We start from the raw sequence: 17872 nt of genomic DNA, 5'->3' as shown, positions 1-17872 counted from the left end.
GGGGGCGGAGGCGTGGATGTCGGCGGGGGAGTGGAGGCGTGGATGCCGGCGGGGGAGTGGAGGCGTGGACGTCGGCAGGGGAGCGGAGGCTCTGGACGGCCGGACGGTGATGCCGACCGGGGCGGAAGCTCGGACGTGGGCCGGGGAGCGCGTGGACGTCGGCCGGGGGCGGAGGCGTGGACGCCGGTCGCGCGAGCGAGGGCGCGACGGGCGCCGGTAGCGCAAACGGAGGCACGGACCCCGACCGGAGGAGCGGAGGCGGGCGCCGGCGACCAGCCGCGGGAGCGAAGGCACGGAACCCTGCCTGCGGCACTCAGCCGACCTGGCCTGCGGCACTCAGCCGACCTGGCCTGCGGGCCTCAGCCGATCTGGCCTGCGGGCCTCAGCCGACCTGGCCTGCGGGCCTCAGCCGATCTGGCCTGCGGGCCTCAGCCGACCCGGCCTGCGGGACCCAGCCGACCGGCCCCGCGGGTCCAGCCGACCGGCCTGCGGGACCCAGTCGACCCGGCCTGCGGAGGGCGGTCGTCCGTGCCGGGGCTGCCGTGCCGGGGCTGCCTGCCCGGTGTGCCTGTGCCTCGGAGGCGGGCCGGCCCGCTCAGCCTTCTCGCGACGCGCGGGTGTGGCTGCGGTTGGCCTTGCGGATCGCGTCGAGCAGGTCCGCCTTGGACATGCGGGAGCGCCCCTCGACGCCGAGGCGCCGGGCGACGTCGTACAGGTGCTCCTTGGAGGCCCGCTCGTCCACGCCCTCGCCGCTGCGGCCGCCCTGCTGCCGTGGACGGGCCGAACGCGGATCCGAGGGCCCCTTGCGGCCGCCCTCCTTGCGCTCCCAGTGGTCGCCGACCTTCTCGTACATGTGCTTCAGGGCCCCGTAGGCGACCCGGTGTGCCCGTTCGCCCTCGCCGTACTGCTCCACGGCCGAGTCGTGGGCCTTGATCCAGGTCCGCTGGGCGTCCTCGGAGGAGCGCTCCAGGGTCGAGGGAAGCTCCTGTCGTCCGGGCATCTGCCCCACCTCCGTCCCTCCTCGGTCCCGGGCCGCCCGGGTGCCCGGCCCGGGCCCCGGAAAACGGTGCGGAACCCGGGCGGGAGGCGGGTTTGACCGCAGGCGGCCACGGCTACTCGCGCGGTGTGACGACCACATCGCAGGAGGAGCTGTTCCGGTTCCTCGAGGACCGTTTCGCCTGCGCCCAGGCGTGCACCGAGTGCGCCAGGGCCTGCGCGCTGCGGGCGAGCCTCGTGGACCCGGACGGAACCGAGAACCAGGAACTCGTACGACGCAAGGGCATCATGTGCGCGGAGGTGTGCGATGCGACCTGCCGCGTGCTCTCCGAGCAGAACCAGGTGGACGAGGCGACCATCCGGGTGCAGGTCGAATGGTGCCGGCAGGTGGCCCTGGAGAGCGCGCACGTCTTCGACGGGCAACCGGGCGCGGAGCAGACCGCCGAGGCCTGCCGCGCCTGCGCGCGGGCCTGCACGGAATTCCTGACCACCCTCGAATGACCACTCGAATGACCACTCTCCGATGACCACCCCCGACTGACGCCCCTCGGCAGCCCGGCCGAAGCCCCTCGACCGGCCACCGTCCATTCCCCATTACTGCAACGTGTTCTACCGTGTGCGCCGACCGGACCCGCCCTCGGGAGCCTGGAGGCGCCGTGCACCTGGACCACACGCCCGAACAGCAGCGGCTGCGCACCGAACTGCGCGCGTACTTCGCCGCACTGGTGCCCGATCACGCGTACGCCCGGCACGCCGACCCGGCCGCGCAGAAGCGGTTCTACCGCGAGACCGTCCGCCGGCTCGGTGCCGATGGCTGGCTCGGCGTGGGCTGGCCGAAGGAGTACGGCGGACGCGGACTGAGCGCGATGGAGCAGTTCGTCTTCTTCGACGAGGCCGCCCAGGCCGGTGTGCCGCTGCCGCTGATGGCGCTGAACACCGTCGGCCCCACGATCATGCGGTACGGCACCGACGAGCAGAAGCGGTACTTCCTGCCCCGGATCCTCTCCGGTGAGATCGACTTCGCCATCGGCTACAGCGAACCCGACGCCGGCACCGACCTCGCCGCGCTGCGCACCCGCGCGGTGCGCGACGGCGACACGTACGTCGTCGACGGGCAGAAGATCTGGACCACCAACGGCGACACCGCGGACTGGGTGTGGCTGGCCGTGCGCACCGACCCGGACGCGCCGCCGCACAAGGGCATCACCATGCTGCTCGTGCCGACCACCGACCCCGGCTACTCCTGCACCCTCATCAACACCCTCGCCTCGCACGACACCACGGCGAGCTACTACGAGAACGTGCGCGTGCCCGTGTCGCACCGGGTCGGCGAGGAGAACGAGGGCTGGCGGCTGATCACCAATCAGCTCAACCACGAGCGCGTGACCCTCGCCGCCCACGGCACCATGGCCGTCCGTGCCCTGCACGACGTCCGGCGCTGGGCGGCCGGGACCAAGCTCGCCGACGGCCGCCGGGTGGTCGACCTGCCGTGGGTGCGCCGTCTGCTGGCCCGCACCCACACCCGCCTGGAGGCGCTCAAGCTGCTCAACTGGCGGATGGTCGCCGCCGTCGAGGACGGCACGCTCACCCCGCAGGACGCCTCCGCCGTCAAGGTGTACGGCTCCGAGGCCCGGCGGGACGCCTACGCCTGGCTCATGGAGGTCGTCGCCGCACCGGGCACGCTGAAGGAGGGTTCGGCGGGGGCCGTGCTGCACGGTGAGCTGGAGCGCGGCTACCGCTCGGCGGTCATCTTCACCTTCGGCGGCGGCAACAACGAGATCCAGCGGGAGATCATCTCGTGGATCGGGCTGGGGATGCCGCGCGTGCGGAGGTAGTGCGCAGGAGGGTGCGGCACCGTACAAACTCGGGCGAGATGTCGCCATACTGGACGAGCCAGGGGAGGGCGCGGCGGACAGCGACGGGGGCGTGCGCACGAGATGGGGGACAGCAGGCTCATCCACGGCCGGTACCGGCTGCTGGACGTGATCGGGCGCGGCGGCATGGGCGAGGTGTGGCGGGCGCGGGACGAGTCGCTGGGGCGGCAGGTCGCGGTGAAGTGCCTCAAGCCGCACGGCTCGGACCACGACCAGTCGTTCGGCCGGGTGCTCAGGGAACGGTTCCGCCGCGAGGCCCGGGTGGCGGCGGCGCTGCAGCATCGCGGCATCACCGTGGTGCACGACTTCGGGGAGTCCGCCGGTGTGCTCTATCTGGTGATGGAGCTGCTGCAGGGCCGCAATCTCAGTCAGCTGCTGGAGGACAACAAGCAGCATCCGCTGCCGGTCGACGAGGTCGTGGACATCGCCGAACAGGTCGCGGCCGCGCTCGCCTACACGCACGACCAGGGCGTCGTCCACCGGGATCTGAAACCCGCCAACATCGTGCGGACCGGCGACGGCACGGTGAAGATCTGCGACTTCGGCATCGCCCGGCTCGGCCACGACATCGGCTTCACCTCCCGGCTGACCGGCACGGGCGTCGCGATGGGCACGCCGCACTACATGTCGCCGGAGCAGATCAGCGGCTCGGGGGTCGACCAGCGCAGCGACCTGTACTCCTTCGGCTGCGTGCTGTACGAGATCGCCACGGGCGTACCGCCGTTCGACCTCGACGACGCCTGGGCGGTTCTCGTCGGCCACCGCGACACCCCGCCCCGGCCGCCGCGCGCCCACCGCGCCGAACTGCCCGAACAACTGGACCGGATCATCCTGGACCTCCTCGCCAAGGACCCCGCGGCCCGCCCGGACAGCGCCCGCGACCTGGCCCGCCGCCTGCTCGCCCTCAGAGCGACGCCTGCGCCCGCGACGGCTCGCCGCGACCTGGCAGGGGCGGGGCATGGGGCGATGCCTGCGGGGGAGGACCGGGCAGGGCAGGGCAGGGTGAGTCCCGGCGGTGCGGACCGCGCGGGTGCGCAGGGCAAGGCGAGGCCCGCCTGGGTGGACCACCCCGAGGAGGACGCCGCGGTGATGCCCGCCGGGGCGGAGCCGCACGCGGCGCAGCGCACGGCGAGTGCCCCGAGCGCCGGCGCCGGCCGGTCCGTCGCCCCGGGCGCGACGCCGGCCGGGGCGGGCGCCTCCCGGGCGGATGGCGCTGCGTCCGTCGGGGTGGACGAGGCCGGGGCGCAGGGCGCGGTGCCCGTCGGGGTGGAGGCCGGGGCGGAGGGCAGGGCGTCCGTCGGGGTGGACGAGGCCGGGGCGCAGGGAGCGGTGCCCGTCGGGGCGGAGGGCAGGGCGTCCGTCGGGGTGGAGGCCGGGGCACAGGACGCTGTGCCCGCCGGGGCCGAGCCGTTCACGGCCGGGCGGTCGGTGGGTCCCGCGCGTGCCGAGCGGGGTGGGATCGAGCGGCGGCCCGCGCGGCTGCCGTCGTGGACCCGCGGCATGACCACCGGCCACAAGGCCGCCGGACCGGCGCTGCGCAGCACGCCCCCGGACCCCGCGGCCGGGCTGTCCGGCGAGTGGATCGCCCGCCCCGCGACCGTCCGGGCCGGCGAACCCTTACCCGACGAGCGGCCCACCCCGCCCCCGGAGACGCTGACCGCGCTGGCCGCCCGGCACAACGCCGGCCTGAGCCTGGGCCGCCTCGGCCGCTGGACGGAGGCGGGGGAGGTGCACCGCGCGGTCGCCGCAGAACGCCGGGACCTCCTCGGCCCCGAGCACCCCGACACCCTCGCCAGCCGCTACGAGGTAGCCTTCGCCCTCAGCCGCACCGGCCGTGCCGCCGACGCGCTGCGCGAGTACAAGCAGGTGGCCGAGGCCCGTATCCGCGCCCTCGGCGCCGAGCACCCCGACACCCTCGCCACCCGGCAGGAGATGGCCTACGTCCTGGCTCAGCTGGGCCGTGCCTTCGACGCCCACCAGGTCTACCTGTCGGTGCTCTCCGCCCGCGAGCGCACCATGGGCGCCGACCACCCCGACACCCTGCGCTGCCGGCACAACCTCGCCTTCAACCTCGGCCGCCTGGGCCGCCTGGAGGACTCGTGCAGCATGGCCCGCGAGGTGGCGGCGGCCCGCGCGAGGGTGCTCGGCCCCGACCATCCGGACACCCTGGTCAGCCGGTACGAGGTCGCCTACACCCTGGGCCAGTTGGGCCGGTGGTCGCAGGCCCTCGACCTCTACCGGGAGGTCGCCGAGGCGCGTGCCAGGGTCCTCGGCCCGGACCATGCCGACACCCTCGCCGCGCGCTACGAGATCGGCATCAGCCTGGGCCGGCTGGGCCACACGACCCAGGCCCTGGAGCACTACCGCGACCTGGTCCGGGACCGCACCCGTGTCCAGGGACCGGCCCACCCAGAGACGCTGCGCGCCCGGCACGGCGTCGGCGTCAATCTCGGCCGGCTCGGCCGGTGGGCGCAGGCCCTCGCCGAGTCCCGTGAGGTGTGCGCCCTGCGGGAGCGCACCCTCGGCCCGGACCACCCGGACACGCTGGTCAGCCGCCGGGAGGTGGCCGTCGGCCTGGGCTGGCTCGGCCGCTGGGCGGACGCCCTGACCGAGTACCGGCGCGTGGCCGACGCCCGCGAGCGCGTTCTGGGCGCCGACCACCCCGACACCCTGGTCAGCCGCGACGACGAGGCACAGTGCCTCCAGCAACTGGGTCGCGAGAGCGAGGCCGTGGACCTCTACCGCCACGTCGCCGCACTCCGCCGGCAGCGACCGGCCGCGGGGTCATGACCACGCGGCCTCCACGCGGGCATCGGCCCGGACGGTAGGCCGGCCGCCCGGTCCCGCGCCCCGGCGACGGTCCGCTACGTCCCCTGGTCGTTCCCGATCAACGCGTGTTACGAAGAGGCATGACCGCACTTCACGGATCCGGGACCTACGACGCCGTCATCGTCGGCGGTGGCCACAACGGCCTGGTCGCCGCCGCCTACCTCGCCCGGGCGGGGCGCTCGGTGCTGGTGCTGGAGCGGCTGGACCACACCGGGGGAGCGGCCGTGTCCACGCGGCCGTTCAGCGGCGTCGACGCCCGGCTGTCCCGCTACTCGTACCTGGTCAGCCTGCTGCCCCGGAAGATCGTCACGGACCTCGGTCTGGACTTCCGGCTGCGCACCCGCACCGTCTCCTCCTACACGCCCACCGAACGCGACGGACGGCCGACCGGCCTCCTCGTCGGCGGGGACGAGCAGCGCACGCGGGACGCGTTCGTCCGGCTCACCGGATCCGACCGCGAGTACCGGTCCTGGCGGCGGTTCTACGACATGACCGGCCGCGTCGCCCGGCGCGTCTTCCCCACGCTCACCGAGCCGCTGTCCACCCGCGAGGAGCTGCGCCGCACCGTCGACGACGAGGAGGCCTGGCGGGCGCTGTTCGAGGAGCCGATCGGCGTCGCCGTCGAGGCGTGCTTCGCGGACGACCTGGTGCGCGGCATCGTCCTCACCGACGCCCTCATCGGCACCTTCGCCGACGCCCACGACCCCTCGCTCAAGCAGAACCGCTGCTTCCTCTACCACGTCATCGGCGGCGGCACGGGCGCCTGGGACGTCCCGGTCGGTGGCATGGGCGCCCTCACCGACGCGCTGGCCGCCGCCGCGCGCCGCGCCGGAGCCGTCATCGCCACCGGTCACGAGGCCGTGCGCATCGACACCGACGGACGCACGGCCGAGGTCGTCCACCGCACCGCCGACGGCGAGGGGGTCGTCGCGGCCCGGCACGTCCTGGTGAACGCCTCCCCGCAGGAACTGGCCGCGCTGACCGGCGACACGCCCCCGGAGCCGGCCGAGGGCGCCCAGCTCAAGGTGAACATGCTGCTCGAGCGGTTGCCCGCGCTGCGCGACACCTCCGTCGACCCCCGTGAGGCCTTCGCCGGGACCTTCCACATCGCGGAAGGGTACGAGCAGCTGGCCGCCGCGCATGCCCAGGCCGCCGCCGGTGAGCCGCCCGCCGTACCGCCCAGCGAGATCTACTGCCACTCGCTCACCGACCCCACCATCCTCGGCCCGGACCTGGCCGCTCAGGGCTACCAGACGCTCACCCTGTTCGGCCTGCACACCCCGGCGCGGCTGTTCGAGCGCGACAACGACGCCGTACGCGAGGACCTGCTGAAGTCGACCCTCGCCCAGCTCGACGCCCACCTGGCGGAGCCGCTCGCCGACTGTCTGGCGACGGACGCGGACGGGCGCCCGTGCCTGGAGGCCAGGACCCCGCTGGACCTGGAGCGCGACCTGAGGCTGCCCGGCGGCAACATCTTCCACCGCGACCTGTCCTGGCCCCACGCCCAGGACGGCACCGGCCGCTGGGGCGTGGAGACCCGGCACGCGAACGTCCTGCTCTGCGGCGCGGGCGCGGTGCGCGGCGGCGGGGTGAGCGGCGTGCCGGGACACAACGCGGCGATGGCGGTGCTGGAGAGCCCGGGCGACTGACGGGACGAGCGGAGCCCCGGGTGCATGCACCCGGGGCTCAGGGGTACCGCGACAGGGCAGGGTGAAATGTCCGATTCAGTGCATTCCTCAGGGAGGTTCCCATGGCGGACCCCAACCCGATCGACCTGCAGAAGGCCCTCAGCGGCGCGGACTACCCGGCCGACAAGAAGTCCCTCGTCGAACGCGCCCGCAAGAACAAGGCGGACGACGCGATCGTGAGCCGCCTCGACAGCATGAAGGAAGGCACCTACGACGGTCCGAACGAGGTCCAGAAGGCCGTCTTCAACCGCTAGCGCCCTTGTCAGGAGCGTCCCTCAGTCGGCCGACGGCACCCATCCCCGTGCCTCGACGCGCGCCCGGTCGGCGGGCCGCGCCTCGTCGAAGAGAACACCGTCGGCCGACTCGACCCGCACCCCGTCGACGTAGGCACCGCGCCCCACGTACAGCCGGTCCGTCGCGTACCGCCAGCGCACCACGAGGCCGCGTGCGGCCGGCAGGTCCGCGGTCAGCGCGTGCCAGACCCGGCCCGACCAGCCGGTGACCGTGCCCGACGGGTGCGGCTCGGCTTCCCCGCGCCGGGGCTCGGTGGTGAAGGGCACCGGCTGCCAGGTGGCACCGCCGTCCGCCGTCGCCTCCAGGGCGAGGACGTCGGACCGTGGCTCGGTGTCCCACCACAGCGCACAGCTCAGCCGCGCACCGCCCGGCGACGTGTCCAGCGCGGGCAGGGCGAGCGTCGCCGTGGCGGAGCTCGCCATCTGGGAGAACCAGGCGGTACGTCCCCGGGCCGGCCGCACCGGCACCGCACGCGCCAGATGGTTGGCGGCCGCCACGCGGGGCGCGGAACCGGAACGCCAACTGCGCACCGGGTGGACCGAGTTGCCCAGCACCACGAGGAACGAGTCGGTCGTCGGGTCGAGCACCAGGGCCGTCCCCGTGAAACCGGTGTGGCCCGCCGTGCGCGGAGTGGCCATCGCCCCCATGTACCAGTGCTGGTAGAGCTCGAAGCCGAGCCCGTGCTCGTCCCCGGGGAAGGCCGTGTTGAAGTCGGTGAACATCAGCTCCACCGACTCGGGCCGCAGGATGCGCGCCCTGCCGTAGCCGCCGCCGTTGAGCAGGGTCCGGCCGAGCACCGCGAGGTCCCAGGCGGTGGAGAACACGCCCGCGTGTCCGGCGACCCCGCCGAGGCTGAAGGCGTTCTCGTCGTGCACCTCGCCCCACACCAGCCCCCGGTCGAGACCCGACCAGGGAAGGCGGGCGTCCTCGGTGGCCGCGATCCGCGGCTTCCAGGAGGCGGGCGGGTTGTAACGGGTGTGGCGCATGCCGAGCGGGCCGGTGATCTCGTCGCGCAGCAGGGTGTCGAGGGTCCGGCCGGTGACCTTCTCCAGGACCAGCTGGAGCGAGATCAGGTTCAGGTCCGAGTACAGATACGCCGTGCCGGGCGGGCTCACCGGCGCCTCGTCGAAGATCAGCCGCAGCTTCTCCTCGTACGCGGGTGCCTTGTACAGCGGGATCCAGGCGCGGAAACCCGAGGTGTGCGTGAGCAGTTGACGGATCGTCACGGCCTGCTTGCCGGCCCGGCCGAAGTCCGGCAGGTACGAGGCGACGGGCGCCTCCAGCTCCAGCCGGCCGCGCTCGATCTGCTGCACGGCGAGGATCGAGGTGAACAGCTTCGACACCGAGGCCAGGTCGAAGACGGTGTCCTCGGCCATGGGGATCTGCTGGTCGGCGGGGAACTCGACGCCGGTGTCGGTCTCCTCGTCGTAGGCCCGGTAGCGCACCGCCATGCCGATGGGCCGGTGCAGCGCGACCGTGCCGCCGCGCCCGGCGAGCAGCACGGCGCCCGCGTACCAGGGGTGCTTGGGTGACGGGCCGAGAAAGGTCTCGGCGTCGGTGACGAGCCGGTCCAGATGCTCGCCGAGGAGACCTGCCCGACGGGGCGAGCCGCGGCGCAGGGTGGTGCGCCCGCCGTCCGGCGGGGCCGCCGCGGCGGGGTCGACGGGAAGCGCGGCGAGGGTCACGGCACCTCCCAGGGCCAGTGTTCCGCGGCCGAGTTGACGTCGGGTGATGCCTCTCGCTCCGTCGCCCGCCATGACGGTCCCTCCCGGCTCGTGGGCCTGCGTGGACTGAAAGTATCTTTCGCGATCTCGGTGCGGAGTGAAACTTTCCTGTCAGCGGGCAGGTGTGTCAATGGGGCGTGCGCAGACAGACATTGAGATGCCAGAACCTGACGAAGCGTCAGAGAAGGTCTTCCGTCGTCCGGACGACTGCGGCATCCTGCGCGCATGCAGACGGAGCTGAGCCAGACCCTCGGAGTCGAGCACGCCGTCTTCGGATTCACGCCGTTCCCGGCCGTCGCCGCCGCCATCAGCCGGGCCGGCGGCCTCGGGGTGCTCGGCGCGGTCCGCTACACCGCCCCCGACGAGCTCGAACGCGACCTCGACTGGATCGAGGCGCACGTCGGCGGACGCCCCTACGGCCTGGACGTCGTGATGCCCGCGAAGAAGGTGGAGGGCGTCACCGAGGCCGACGTGGAGGCCCTGATCCCCGAGGCGCACCGCGCCTATGTGAAGGACCTCCTGGCCCGCTTCGGAGTGCCCGAACTCGCCGAGGGCGAGGCGGCCGGGTGGCGCATCACCGGGTGGATGGAACAGGTCGCCCGCCGCCAGCTCGACGTCGCCTTCGACTACCCGGTCAAGCTGCTCGCGAACGCCCTGGGCTCCCCGCCCGCCGACGTCGTCGCCCGCGCGCACGACCGGGGCGTGCTCGTCGCCGCGCTCGCGGGCAGCGCACGGCACGCGCTCAAGCACAGGGACGCCGGGATCGACATCGTGGTGGCGCAAGGGTACGAAGCCGGCGGCCACACCGGCGAGATCGCGTCCATGGTGCTCACCCCCGAGGTCGTCGACGCGGTGGCCCCGCTGCCGGTGCTGTGCGCCGGAGGTATCGGCAGTGGGCGACAGGTGGCCGCCGCGCTCAGTCTCGGCGCCCAGGGTGTGTGGCTGGGCTCCATATGGCTCACCACCACAGAAGCCGACCTGCACTCGCCCGCGCTGACCCGCAAACTCCTCGCCGCCGGTTCCGGCGACACCGTCCGCTCCCGCGCCCTGACCGGGAAACCCGCACGCCAGCTGCGCACCGAGTGGACCGACGCCTGGGACGACCCGGCAGGCCCCGGCCCCCTGCCTATGCCCCTGCAGGGACTGCTGGTCGCCGAGGCCGTCTCCCGCATCCAGAAGTACGAGGTCGAACCGCTGCTCGGCACACCCGTCGGGCAGATCGTCGGCCGGATGACCGGGGAACGCAGCGTCCAGGCCGTCTTCGACGACCTCACCCGCGGCTTCGAGGAGGCCGTCGCACGGATGAACCGCATCGCCGGAAGGAGCGGGCCGACATGAGCACAGCGAGCACACCCCCCACCGGTTTCTGGGCCCAGGCCGCCGAGGACCCCGCCCGCACGGTGCTCATCGCCCCCGACGGCACGGAATGGACCGCCGGACGGCTGCACGCCGAGGCCAACCGGCTCGTCCACGGCCTGCGCGCCGCCGGACTCGGACGCGGCGACGCCTTCGCGGCCGTCCTGCCCAACGGCGCCGAGTTCCTCACCGCCTATCTGGCCGCCACCCAGGCCGGCCTCTACCTCGTGCCCGTCAACCACCATCTCACCGGCCCGGAGATCGCCTGGATCGTCGCCGACTCGGGCGCCAAGGTGCTCCTCGCCCACGCACGGTTCGCCGACCCCGCCCGCGCCGCCGCCGACGAGGCCGGACTCCCGGCCGCGCACCGGTACGCGGTGGGGGAGGCCGACGGCTTCCGGCCGTACGCCGAACTCCTCGCCGGGCAGCCCGAGTCACCGCCCGCCGACCGCACCCTCGGCTGGGTCATGAACTACACCTCGGGCACCACCGGCCGCCCCCGCGGCATCCGCCGCCCCCTGCCCGGCAAGCCGCCCGAGGAGTCCTACCTCGGCGGCTTCCTCGGCATCTTCGGCATCCGGCCGTTCGACGACAACGTCCACCTCGTCTGCTCGCCGCTCTACCACACCGCCGTGCTCCAGTTCGCGGGCGCTTCCCTGCACATCGGCCACCGCCTGGTGGTGATGGACAAGTGGACGCCCGAGGAGATGCTCCGCCTCATCGAGCGCCACCGGTGCACGCACACCCATATGGTCCCCACCCAGTTCCACCGCCTGCTGGCCCTGCCCGACGAGGTGAGGGCGCGCTACGACGTCTCCTCGATGCGGCACGCCATCCACGGTGCCGCGCCGTGCCCCGACCACGTGAAGCGGGCCATGCTCGACTGGTGGGGGCCCTGTGTGGAGGAGTACTACGCGGCCAGCGAGGGCGGCGGGGCCTTCGCCACCGCCGAGGACTGGACGAAGAAGCCCGGCACCGTCGGCAAGGCGTGGCCCATCAGCGAACTCGCCATCCTCGACGACGACGGCAACCGGCTCCCGCCCGGTGAACTCGGCACCGTCTACATGAGGATGACCACCGGCGGCTTCACCTACCACCGGGACGAGGCCAAGACCCGCGACAACCGCGTCGGTGACTTCTTCACGGTCGGCGACCTCGGCCACCTCGACGAGGACGGCTATCTCTTCCTGCGCGACCGCAAGATCGACCTGATCATCTCGGGCGGCGTCAACATCTATCCCGCCGAGATCGAGTCCGCGCTGCTCGCCCACCCCGCCGTCGCCGACGCGGCCGTCTTCGGCGTGCCGCACGACGACTGGGGCGAGGAGGTCAAGGCGGTCGTCGAACCGGCTCCCGGCCACGAGCCCGGACCGGCGCTCGCCGCCGCCCTCCTCGACCACTGCGCGGGCCGGCTCGCCGCCTACAAGCGGCCCCGCAGCGTGGACTTCATCACCGAGATGCCCCGCGATCCCAACGGCAAGCTGTACAAGCGCCGGCTGCGGGAGCCGTACTGGGAGGGCCGGACCCGCCCGGTGTGACGACCACCGGACGGGCCCCGCACCCACCCCTCAGCGCTCGTGCACCCGCACCACCCTCAGCTCGGGCGACGACCAGATGTCCTTCTCGCAGAAGCGGGACGTCACCCACCGCTCCTGGGAGAACAGCCGCGTCTGGTCGCTGTGGTGCGGGGAGTTCGGGTTCGAGGACTGCGCGTACGTCAGCAGCGTCCGGGCGACCGGGCAGCGGCTGCCGTCCCAGCCGACCGCCTGGATGTAGCTGGAACCCGTGCTCACCTCCGTATAGCCTCCGCGCGCCGGATCCCACCGGGGCTCGATCTTGTTCCACACGCCGATGGACTCCGTACCGCCCGGCACCGGGACGCGCCGGCCGCCGCGCACCACGACCTGGTGGTCACCCAGCCGGGAGTCCAACGCGATGCCGGCCGCCCGCAGTTCGGCGACGGCGTCCGCGAGAGCGGTCGCGAAGCCCGGGGCGGCCGTGTCGAGACCGCGCGGCGTGCCGACCGGGTCGGTGGCGGAGAACGGCACCTTCCACAGCTGCGCGGCCGGCGTCGAGGCCGTCAGCCTGCGCCAGAACCGGTCGAACAGCAGCGCGCCCCGGCTGCCTGGGTCCATGGTGCGGTCCCACGCGGCGAGCACGGAACACGCCTCCCGCACGTCGACCGCCTTGCCGTCGGCGGCCGTCGCCGTCCCGCCCGGCAGCGCGGCGCAGCCCTCGGCCGCGTCCTCGGCGGCGAGATCACCGGCCGGCGCCCGGTCGGCGAACTGCTGCCGCTGCAGGTCCCGTACGGTCAGCCCACCGCGGTCCGCGAGCGCCGCGACGTCCTCTATGGCACCGCGCGTGCGCATCGACCGCTGCGTGCCGATGTCGCCGAAGACCCGCTCGTAGCCGGTCAGCGGCCGGTCCGCGTTGGCGAGCCAGGCGCTGTCGTTGGAGTTCTCCGCGTACGGGGCGTCCTTCAGCGTCGGCATCCGCGCCGGGCCGAAGATCCCCGGCTGCACGGCGTCACGGTCGCTGCCGAGGGCGCAGTCGGAGCGGGAACCGTCCAGGATCGCCAGTCCCGCCGACGGATAGGTGACCTTGCCCAGCGGGGTGGAGCAGCGTCCGGCGAGGTCGTCGGTGACGCGGGGGAGCACCTGCGACTGGGTGAACAGGGAGTGGCCGCGTGCGTCGGCGGCGATGGTGTTGACCCAGGGCAGGCCCTGGGTGCGCCGCAGCACGCCGAGCAGGTCGGCGGTGCTGCGGGCCTTGCTGAATCCGAGCCCGGTGTCGGAGGCGCGCAGATTGGACGCGTTGGGGTCGTTCAGCGCGTACGCCGTCGTCGCCGTCCAGGGCAGCGGGACCGAGGCGCCGAGCGAGGTGACGACGGGGCCGTAGCGGGTCCACCACTGGGTGCGGGTGACCGGGGCGCCGTTGACCACCGGCACGGTGACGGTACGTTTCCGCATCCGCTCCCGTTCGCCGTCGACCAGGTAGACCGTCGGGTCGGCCGGGTCGAGCGTCAGCTGGTGGAGGTTGAGGGGCACGCCCGTGGCGACGGTGTGGCTCCACGCCACATGGGCGTTGTGCCCGATGGCGATGTTCACCGTGCCCAGCAGGGAGCCGCCCATGACGTTCAGCCGCCCGGGAACGGTCTGCTGCGACTGCCAGAACCGACGCCCGCCCTGCCACGGGTAGTGGGGATTGCCGAGCAGCAGGCCCCGCCCGTTCGCCGTGGTCTTCCCGCTGAACGCGACCGCGTTGGAGCCCATGTCCGCGCTGTCGGCGCCGAACAGCTCACGCGCGCCGCGCGCCACGGCCTCGGCGTCGGACCGCGCGGCACCCTTGCCCGCGGCCGACGAGGCCGAGGCCGCCCCCGACGGCGAGCCCGCCCCCGACGGCGGCTGCGCTGCCGTGATGCCGTCCACCGCCCGGCCCTGCCCGCCGAGCACGGAGACGGCGAAGCCGCGTGCCGCCACGTCCGTCGGGGTCACCGGCCGTACCCAGGCGGCGTCACGGCACGCGGGGTCGGTGATCCGGTTCTGCCGCAGCCAGGCGTTGTAGCCGGCCGCGAACCCCCGCATCATCTCCTTCACCTCGCGGCTGGGCCCGCGCGGCGCCGGTTCGGCGAGCAGCCTCTCCACCGTGCGCGCCTCCCGCACCCCGCGGAAGTACAGGTCGCTGGCGAGGTTGGTGGCGGCCGACGACAGCGAGCCGTCGGTCGCGGCATCGGGCCCGAAGAAGCGCGACCGGTCACCGCGCACCGTCACGAAACCGTCGGCGAGCGTGCACACCTGGTCGGCGGCCTGCGCCCACCCCGTGCCGAAGCCGAGGTTCGCGTAGTCCTTGGCGACGATGTGCGGAATGCCGTACTCGGTGTAGCGGACGACGGCGGACAGCCCGCCGTGGGACGGGTGTTCCTGGCGACCTGGCCGCTCGGCCGCGCCGGCCGGCAGGGCGGCGCCCGCGGTCAGCAGGGCCACGGCCGCGACGGCGAGCCGTCTCGGACGGATGCGCATCGTGCCTCCCAACATCATCGGGGGAAGGAGCGGTTGAGCGTACCAACCGGTATGTTCAGCAGTCAGTACGCCGACGCACGGTTTTTGACGGCCGTTCACCCGTCCCCGACCGGCGTCTTGACCTCACCCGCCGGCCGACCGAGGATCGTCAGTCATGACGCCCGGACACGGCAGCACGGTCGACGGAGTCCTGCGACGCAGCGCACGGCGCACACCGGCGCGCACCGCCGTCGAGTACGGCGACCGCACCTGGACCTACGACGAACTCGACACCGCCGTCTCCCGCGCGGCGAGCGTCCTCCTCGCCGAGGGACTGACCCCCGGTGACCGCGTCGGCGCCTTCGGCCACAACTCCGACGCCTACCTGATCGGCTTCCTCGCCTGCGCCCGCGCGGGCCTGGTGCACGTGCCGGTCAACCAGAACCTGACCGGCGACGACCTCGCCTACCTCGTCGGCCAGTCCGGCAGCACCCTGGTCCTCGCCGACCCCGATCTGGCCGACCGGCTCCCGGGCGGCGTACGGACGCTGCCGCTGCGCGACACCGGCGACTGCCTGCTCGCCCGGCTGGCCGGGGCCGCCCCGTACGACGGCCCAGAACCCCGCTCCGAGGACCTGGTGCAGCTGCTGTACACCTCGGGCACCACCGCCCTGCCCAAGGGCGCGATGATGACGCACCGCGCCCTGGTGCACGAGTACCTGAGCGCCATCACCGCCCTCGACCTGGCCGCCGGGGACCGCCCCGTGCACGCGCTGCCGCTCTACCACTCGGCGCAGATGCACGTGTTCCTGATGCCCTACCTCGCGGTCGGCGCGTCCAGCGTCATCCTCGACGCCCCCGACGGCGACCGCCTCTTCGACCTGATCGAGACCGGCCGCGCGGACAGCCTGTTCGCGCCGCCCACCGTCTGGATCGGCCTGTCCAACCGCCCCGACTTCGCGACCCGCGACCTCGGCGGGCTGCGCAAGGCGTACTACGGGGCGTCGATCATGCCGGTGCCGGTCCTGGAGCGCCTTCGGCGACGCCTGCCGGACCTGGCGTTCTACAACTGCTTCGGGCAGAGCGAGATCGGCCCCCTGGCCACCGTCCTCGGGCCCGACGAGCACGAGGGGCGCATGGACTCCTGCGGCCGTCCGGTGCTGTTCGTGGACGCGCGGGTCGTCGACGAGGACGGCAAGGACGTGCCGGACGGTACGCCCGGCGAGATCGTCTACCGCTCACCGCAGTTGTGCGAGGGCTACTGGGACAAGCCCGAGGAGACCGCGGAGGCGTTCCGCGACGGCTGGTTCCACTCCGGCGACCTCGCCGTGCGGGACGGCGAGGGCTACTTCACCGTCGTCGACCGGGTGAAGGACGTCATCAACTCCGGCGGCGTGCTGGTCGCCTCACGCCAGGTCGAGGACGCCCTCTACACCCACGAGGCGGTCGCCGAGGCGGCCGTGATCGGCCTGCCCGACGACCACTGGGTCGAGGCCGTCACCGCGATCGTCGTCCCGCGCGGCGAGGTCACCGAGGAGCAGCTGATCGCGCACGCCCGGGAGAAGCTCTCGCCGTTCAAGGCGCCCAAGAGGGTGCTGTTCGTCGAGGAGTTGCCGCGCAACGCCAGCGGCAAGATCCTCAAACGGGAGCTGCGTGACCGCTTCACCGGGTGAGCGGCCGAAGTGACCTGGTTCCCTGCGACGTGATCCGAACGCCAGGCCCTAGCTCGACCGCAGGTCCACGATCCGCCGGATCTTGCCCACCGACCGCTCCAGCGTCTCCGGATCGACGATCTCCACGTCCACCGAGACCCCGATGCCGTCCTTGACGGCCGCCCTGATCGACCGGGCGGCCGACGCGCGGGTCGCGCCGTCCGCGTCGGGCCGGGCCTCCGCGCGGACCGTCAGGGAGTCCAGGCGGCCCTCGCGGGTGAGCCGGAGCTGGAAGTGCGGCGCGACGCCCGGCGTGCGCAGCACGATCTCCTCGATCTGCGTGGGGAAGAGGTTCACCCCGCGCAGGATCACCATGTCGTCGCTGCGACCGGTGATCTTCTCCATGCGCCGGAACACCCGGGCCGTCCCCGGCAGCAGCCGGGTCAGATCACGTGTCCGGTACCGGACGATCGGCATGGCCTCCTTGGTGAGCGAGGTGAAGACCAGCTCGCCCCGCTCGCCCTCCGGCAGCACCTCACCCGTGAGGGGATCGACGACCTCGGGGAAGAAGTGGTCCTCCCAGATGTGCAGACCGTCCTTGGTCTCCACGCACTCCTGCGCGACACCCGGCCCGATCACCTCGGACAGCCCGTATATGTCCACGGCGTCGATCGCGAACCGCTCCTCGATCTCCTGCCGCATCCGCTCCGTCCACGGCTCGGCGCCGAAGATCCCCACCCGCAGGGACGTACCGCGCGGATCGATGCCCTGGCGCTCGAACTCGTCCAGCAGCGTGAGCATGTAGGACGGCGTCACCATGATGATCGCCGGCTTCAGGTCCTGGATCAGCTGCACCTGCCGTGCCGTCATCCCGCCGGACGCGGGGATCACCGTGCAGCCGAGCCGCTCGGCACCGTAGTGGGCGCCCAGTCCGCCGGTGAACAGGCCGTAGCCGTACGCCACATGCACCGTGTCCCCGGGCCGCCCGCCCGCCGCGCGGATCGAGCGGGCCACCATGTCGGACCACATGGCGAGGTCGCCCTCGGTGTAGCCGACGACCGTGGGGCGGCCCGTGGTGCCGCTGGAGGCATGGATCCGGCGGATGTGCTCCCGGGGGACGGCGAACATCCCGTACGGGTAGTTCTCGCGCAGGTCCGCCTTGGTGGTGAACGGGAACCGGGCCAGGTCGGCGAGCGAGCGGCAGTCGTCCGGGTGGACGCCCGCCTTGTCGAAGGACTCCCGGTAGAAGGGCACGTTCTCGTACGCGTGCCGCAGCGAGCTCCGCAGCCGCTCCAGCTGCAACGCCCGCAGCGCCTCCTCGTCGAGCCGCTCCGCCGCGTCCAGCAGGTCCGCCGCCTCCGTCATCAGGACCTTCCCTTCACGAATCGCACCAATACGGGCGACCGATCATTCGGTCGAGCTCCAGAGGTCAGTAATTCAGCTTCCCGCCCCCTCGTGCAAG

The 17872-nt window shown here is 73.2% G+C and carries 12 protein-coding genes; 8 read left to right on the top strand and 4 right to left on the bottom strand.

Features of this window, described 5'->3' with window-relative positions; all coding sequences use genetic code 11:
• Positions 1-595 precede the first annotated feature (595 nt).
• Positions 596-1000 (bottom strand): ChaB family protein, encoded by a 405-nt coding sequence (locus AB0412_RS12170; protein WP_366402451.1) that lies wholly within the window; start codon positions 998-1000, stop codon positions 596-598.
• A gap of 125 nt (positions 1001-1125) precedes the next feature.
• On the opposite strand from AB0412_RS12170, the gene AB0412_RS12165 reads away from it, so the two are divergent.
• The 5 genes from AB0412_RS12165 to AB0412_RS12145 all read left to right on the top strand — a co-directional run bounded on the left by AB0412_RS12165 (position 1126) and on the right by AB0412_RS12145 (position 7641).
• Positions 1126-1497 carry a ferredoxin gene (locus AB0412_RS12165; protein WP_366402671.1) on the top strand — a complete coding sequence of 124 codons (372 nt, stop codon included), beginning with the start codon at positions 1126-1128 and terminating at the stop codon, positions 1495-1497.
• A gap of 155 nt (positions 1498-1652) precedes the next feature.
• Positions 1653-2831 (top strand): acyl-CoA dehydrogenase family protein, encoded by a 1179-nt coding sequence (locus tag AB0412_RS12160; protein ID WP_366402450.1) that lies wholly within the window; start codon positions 1653-1655, stop codon positions 2829-2831.
• A gap of 102 nt (positions 2832-2933) precedes the next feature.
• The gene (locus AB0412_RS12155; protein WP_366402449.1) at positions 2934-5660 is read left to right on the top strand and encodes a tetratricopeptide repeat protein; all 2727 of its coding nucleotides are present in this window, start codon (positions 2934-2936) and stop codon (positions 5658-5660) included.
• A gap of 119 nt (positions 5661-5779) precedes the next feature.
• Positions 5780-7348, top strand: a complete 1569-nt coding sequence (locus AB0412_RS12150; RefSeq protein WP_366402448.1) for an NAD(P)/FAD-dependent oxidoreductase — start codon at positions 5780-5782, stop codon at positions 7346-7348.
• A gap of 101 nt (positions 7349-7449) precedes the next feature.
• Complete coding sequence (locus AB0412_RS12145; RefSeq protein ID WP_366402447.1) at positions 7450-7641, top strand: DUF2795 domain-containing protein; 192 nt, start codon at positions 7450-7452, stop codon at positions 7639-7641.
• A 21-nt stretch (positions 7642-7662) separates the two neighbouring features.
• Here the strand turns inward: AB0412_RS12145 and AB0412_RS12140 are convergent, their stop codons facing one another.
• The gene (locus AB0412_RS12140; protein ID WP_366402446.1) at positions 7663-9438 is read right to left on the bottom strand and encodes a serine hydrolase; all 1776 of its coding nucleotides are present in this window, start codon (positions 9436-9438) and stop codon (positions 7663-7665) included.
• A 192-nt stretch (positions 9439-9630) separates the two neighbouring features.
• Here AB0412_RS12140 and AB0412_RS12135 point away from each other — a divergent pair, with 192 nt between their 5' ends.
• A complete protein-coding gene (locus AB0412_RS12135) occupies positions 9631-10743 on the top strand; it encodes a nitronate monooxygenase family protein (protein WP_366402445.1) in 1113 nt (370 codons plus the stop codon).
• Positions 10740-12299: an acyl-CoA synthetase gene (locus AB0412_RS12130; RefSeq protein WP_366402444.1), complete on the top strand. Its 1560-nt coding sequence runs from the start codon at positions 10740-10742 to the stop codon at positions 12297-12299. The genes AB0412_RS12135 and AB0412_RS12130 overlap by 4 nt, the downstream gene beginning before the upstream one ends.
• Positions 12300-12329: 30 nt before the next feature.
• Here AB0412_RS12130 and AB0412_RS12125 read toward each other — a convergent pair whose 3' ends face one another.
• Positions 12330-14780 carry a penicillin acylase family protein gene (locus tag AB0412_RS12125; protein ID WP_366402443.1) on the bottom strand — a complete coding sequence of 817 codons (2451 nt, stop codon included), beginning with the start codon at positions 14778-14780 and terminating at the stop codon, positions 12330-12332.
• A gap of 154 nt (positions 14781-14934) precedes the next feature.
• On the opposite strand from AB0412_RS12125, the gene AB0412_RS12120 reads away from it, so the two are divergent.
• Positions 14935-16431 (top strand): acyl-CoA synthetase, encoded by a 1497-nt coding sequence (locus tag AB0412_RS12120; protein ID WP_366402442.1) that lies wholly within the window; start codon positions 14935-14937, stop codon positions 16429-16431.
• A 48-nt stretch (positions 16432-16479) separates the two neighbouring features.
• Here AB0412_RS12120 and paaK read toward each other — a convergent pair whose 3' ends face one another.
• Entirely contained in the window at positions 16480-17775 is a 1296-nt protein-coding gene (paaK, locus tag AB0412_RS12115; RefSeq protein ID WP_366402441.1) for a phenylacetate--CoA ligase PaaK, read from the bottom strand.
• Between the last annotated feature and the right edge of the window lie 97 nt (positions 17776-17872).

Origin of the sequence: Streptomyces sp. NPDC052012 (assembly GCF_040689265.1) — a bacterium.
Classification (GTDB): domain Bacteria; phylum Actinomycetota; class Actinomycetes; order Streptomycetales; family Streptomycetaceae; genus Streptomyces.
This window is presented reverse-complemented; position numbering and strand designations above follow the sequence as displayed.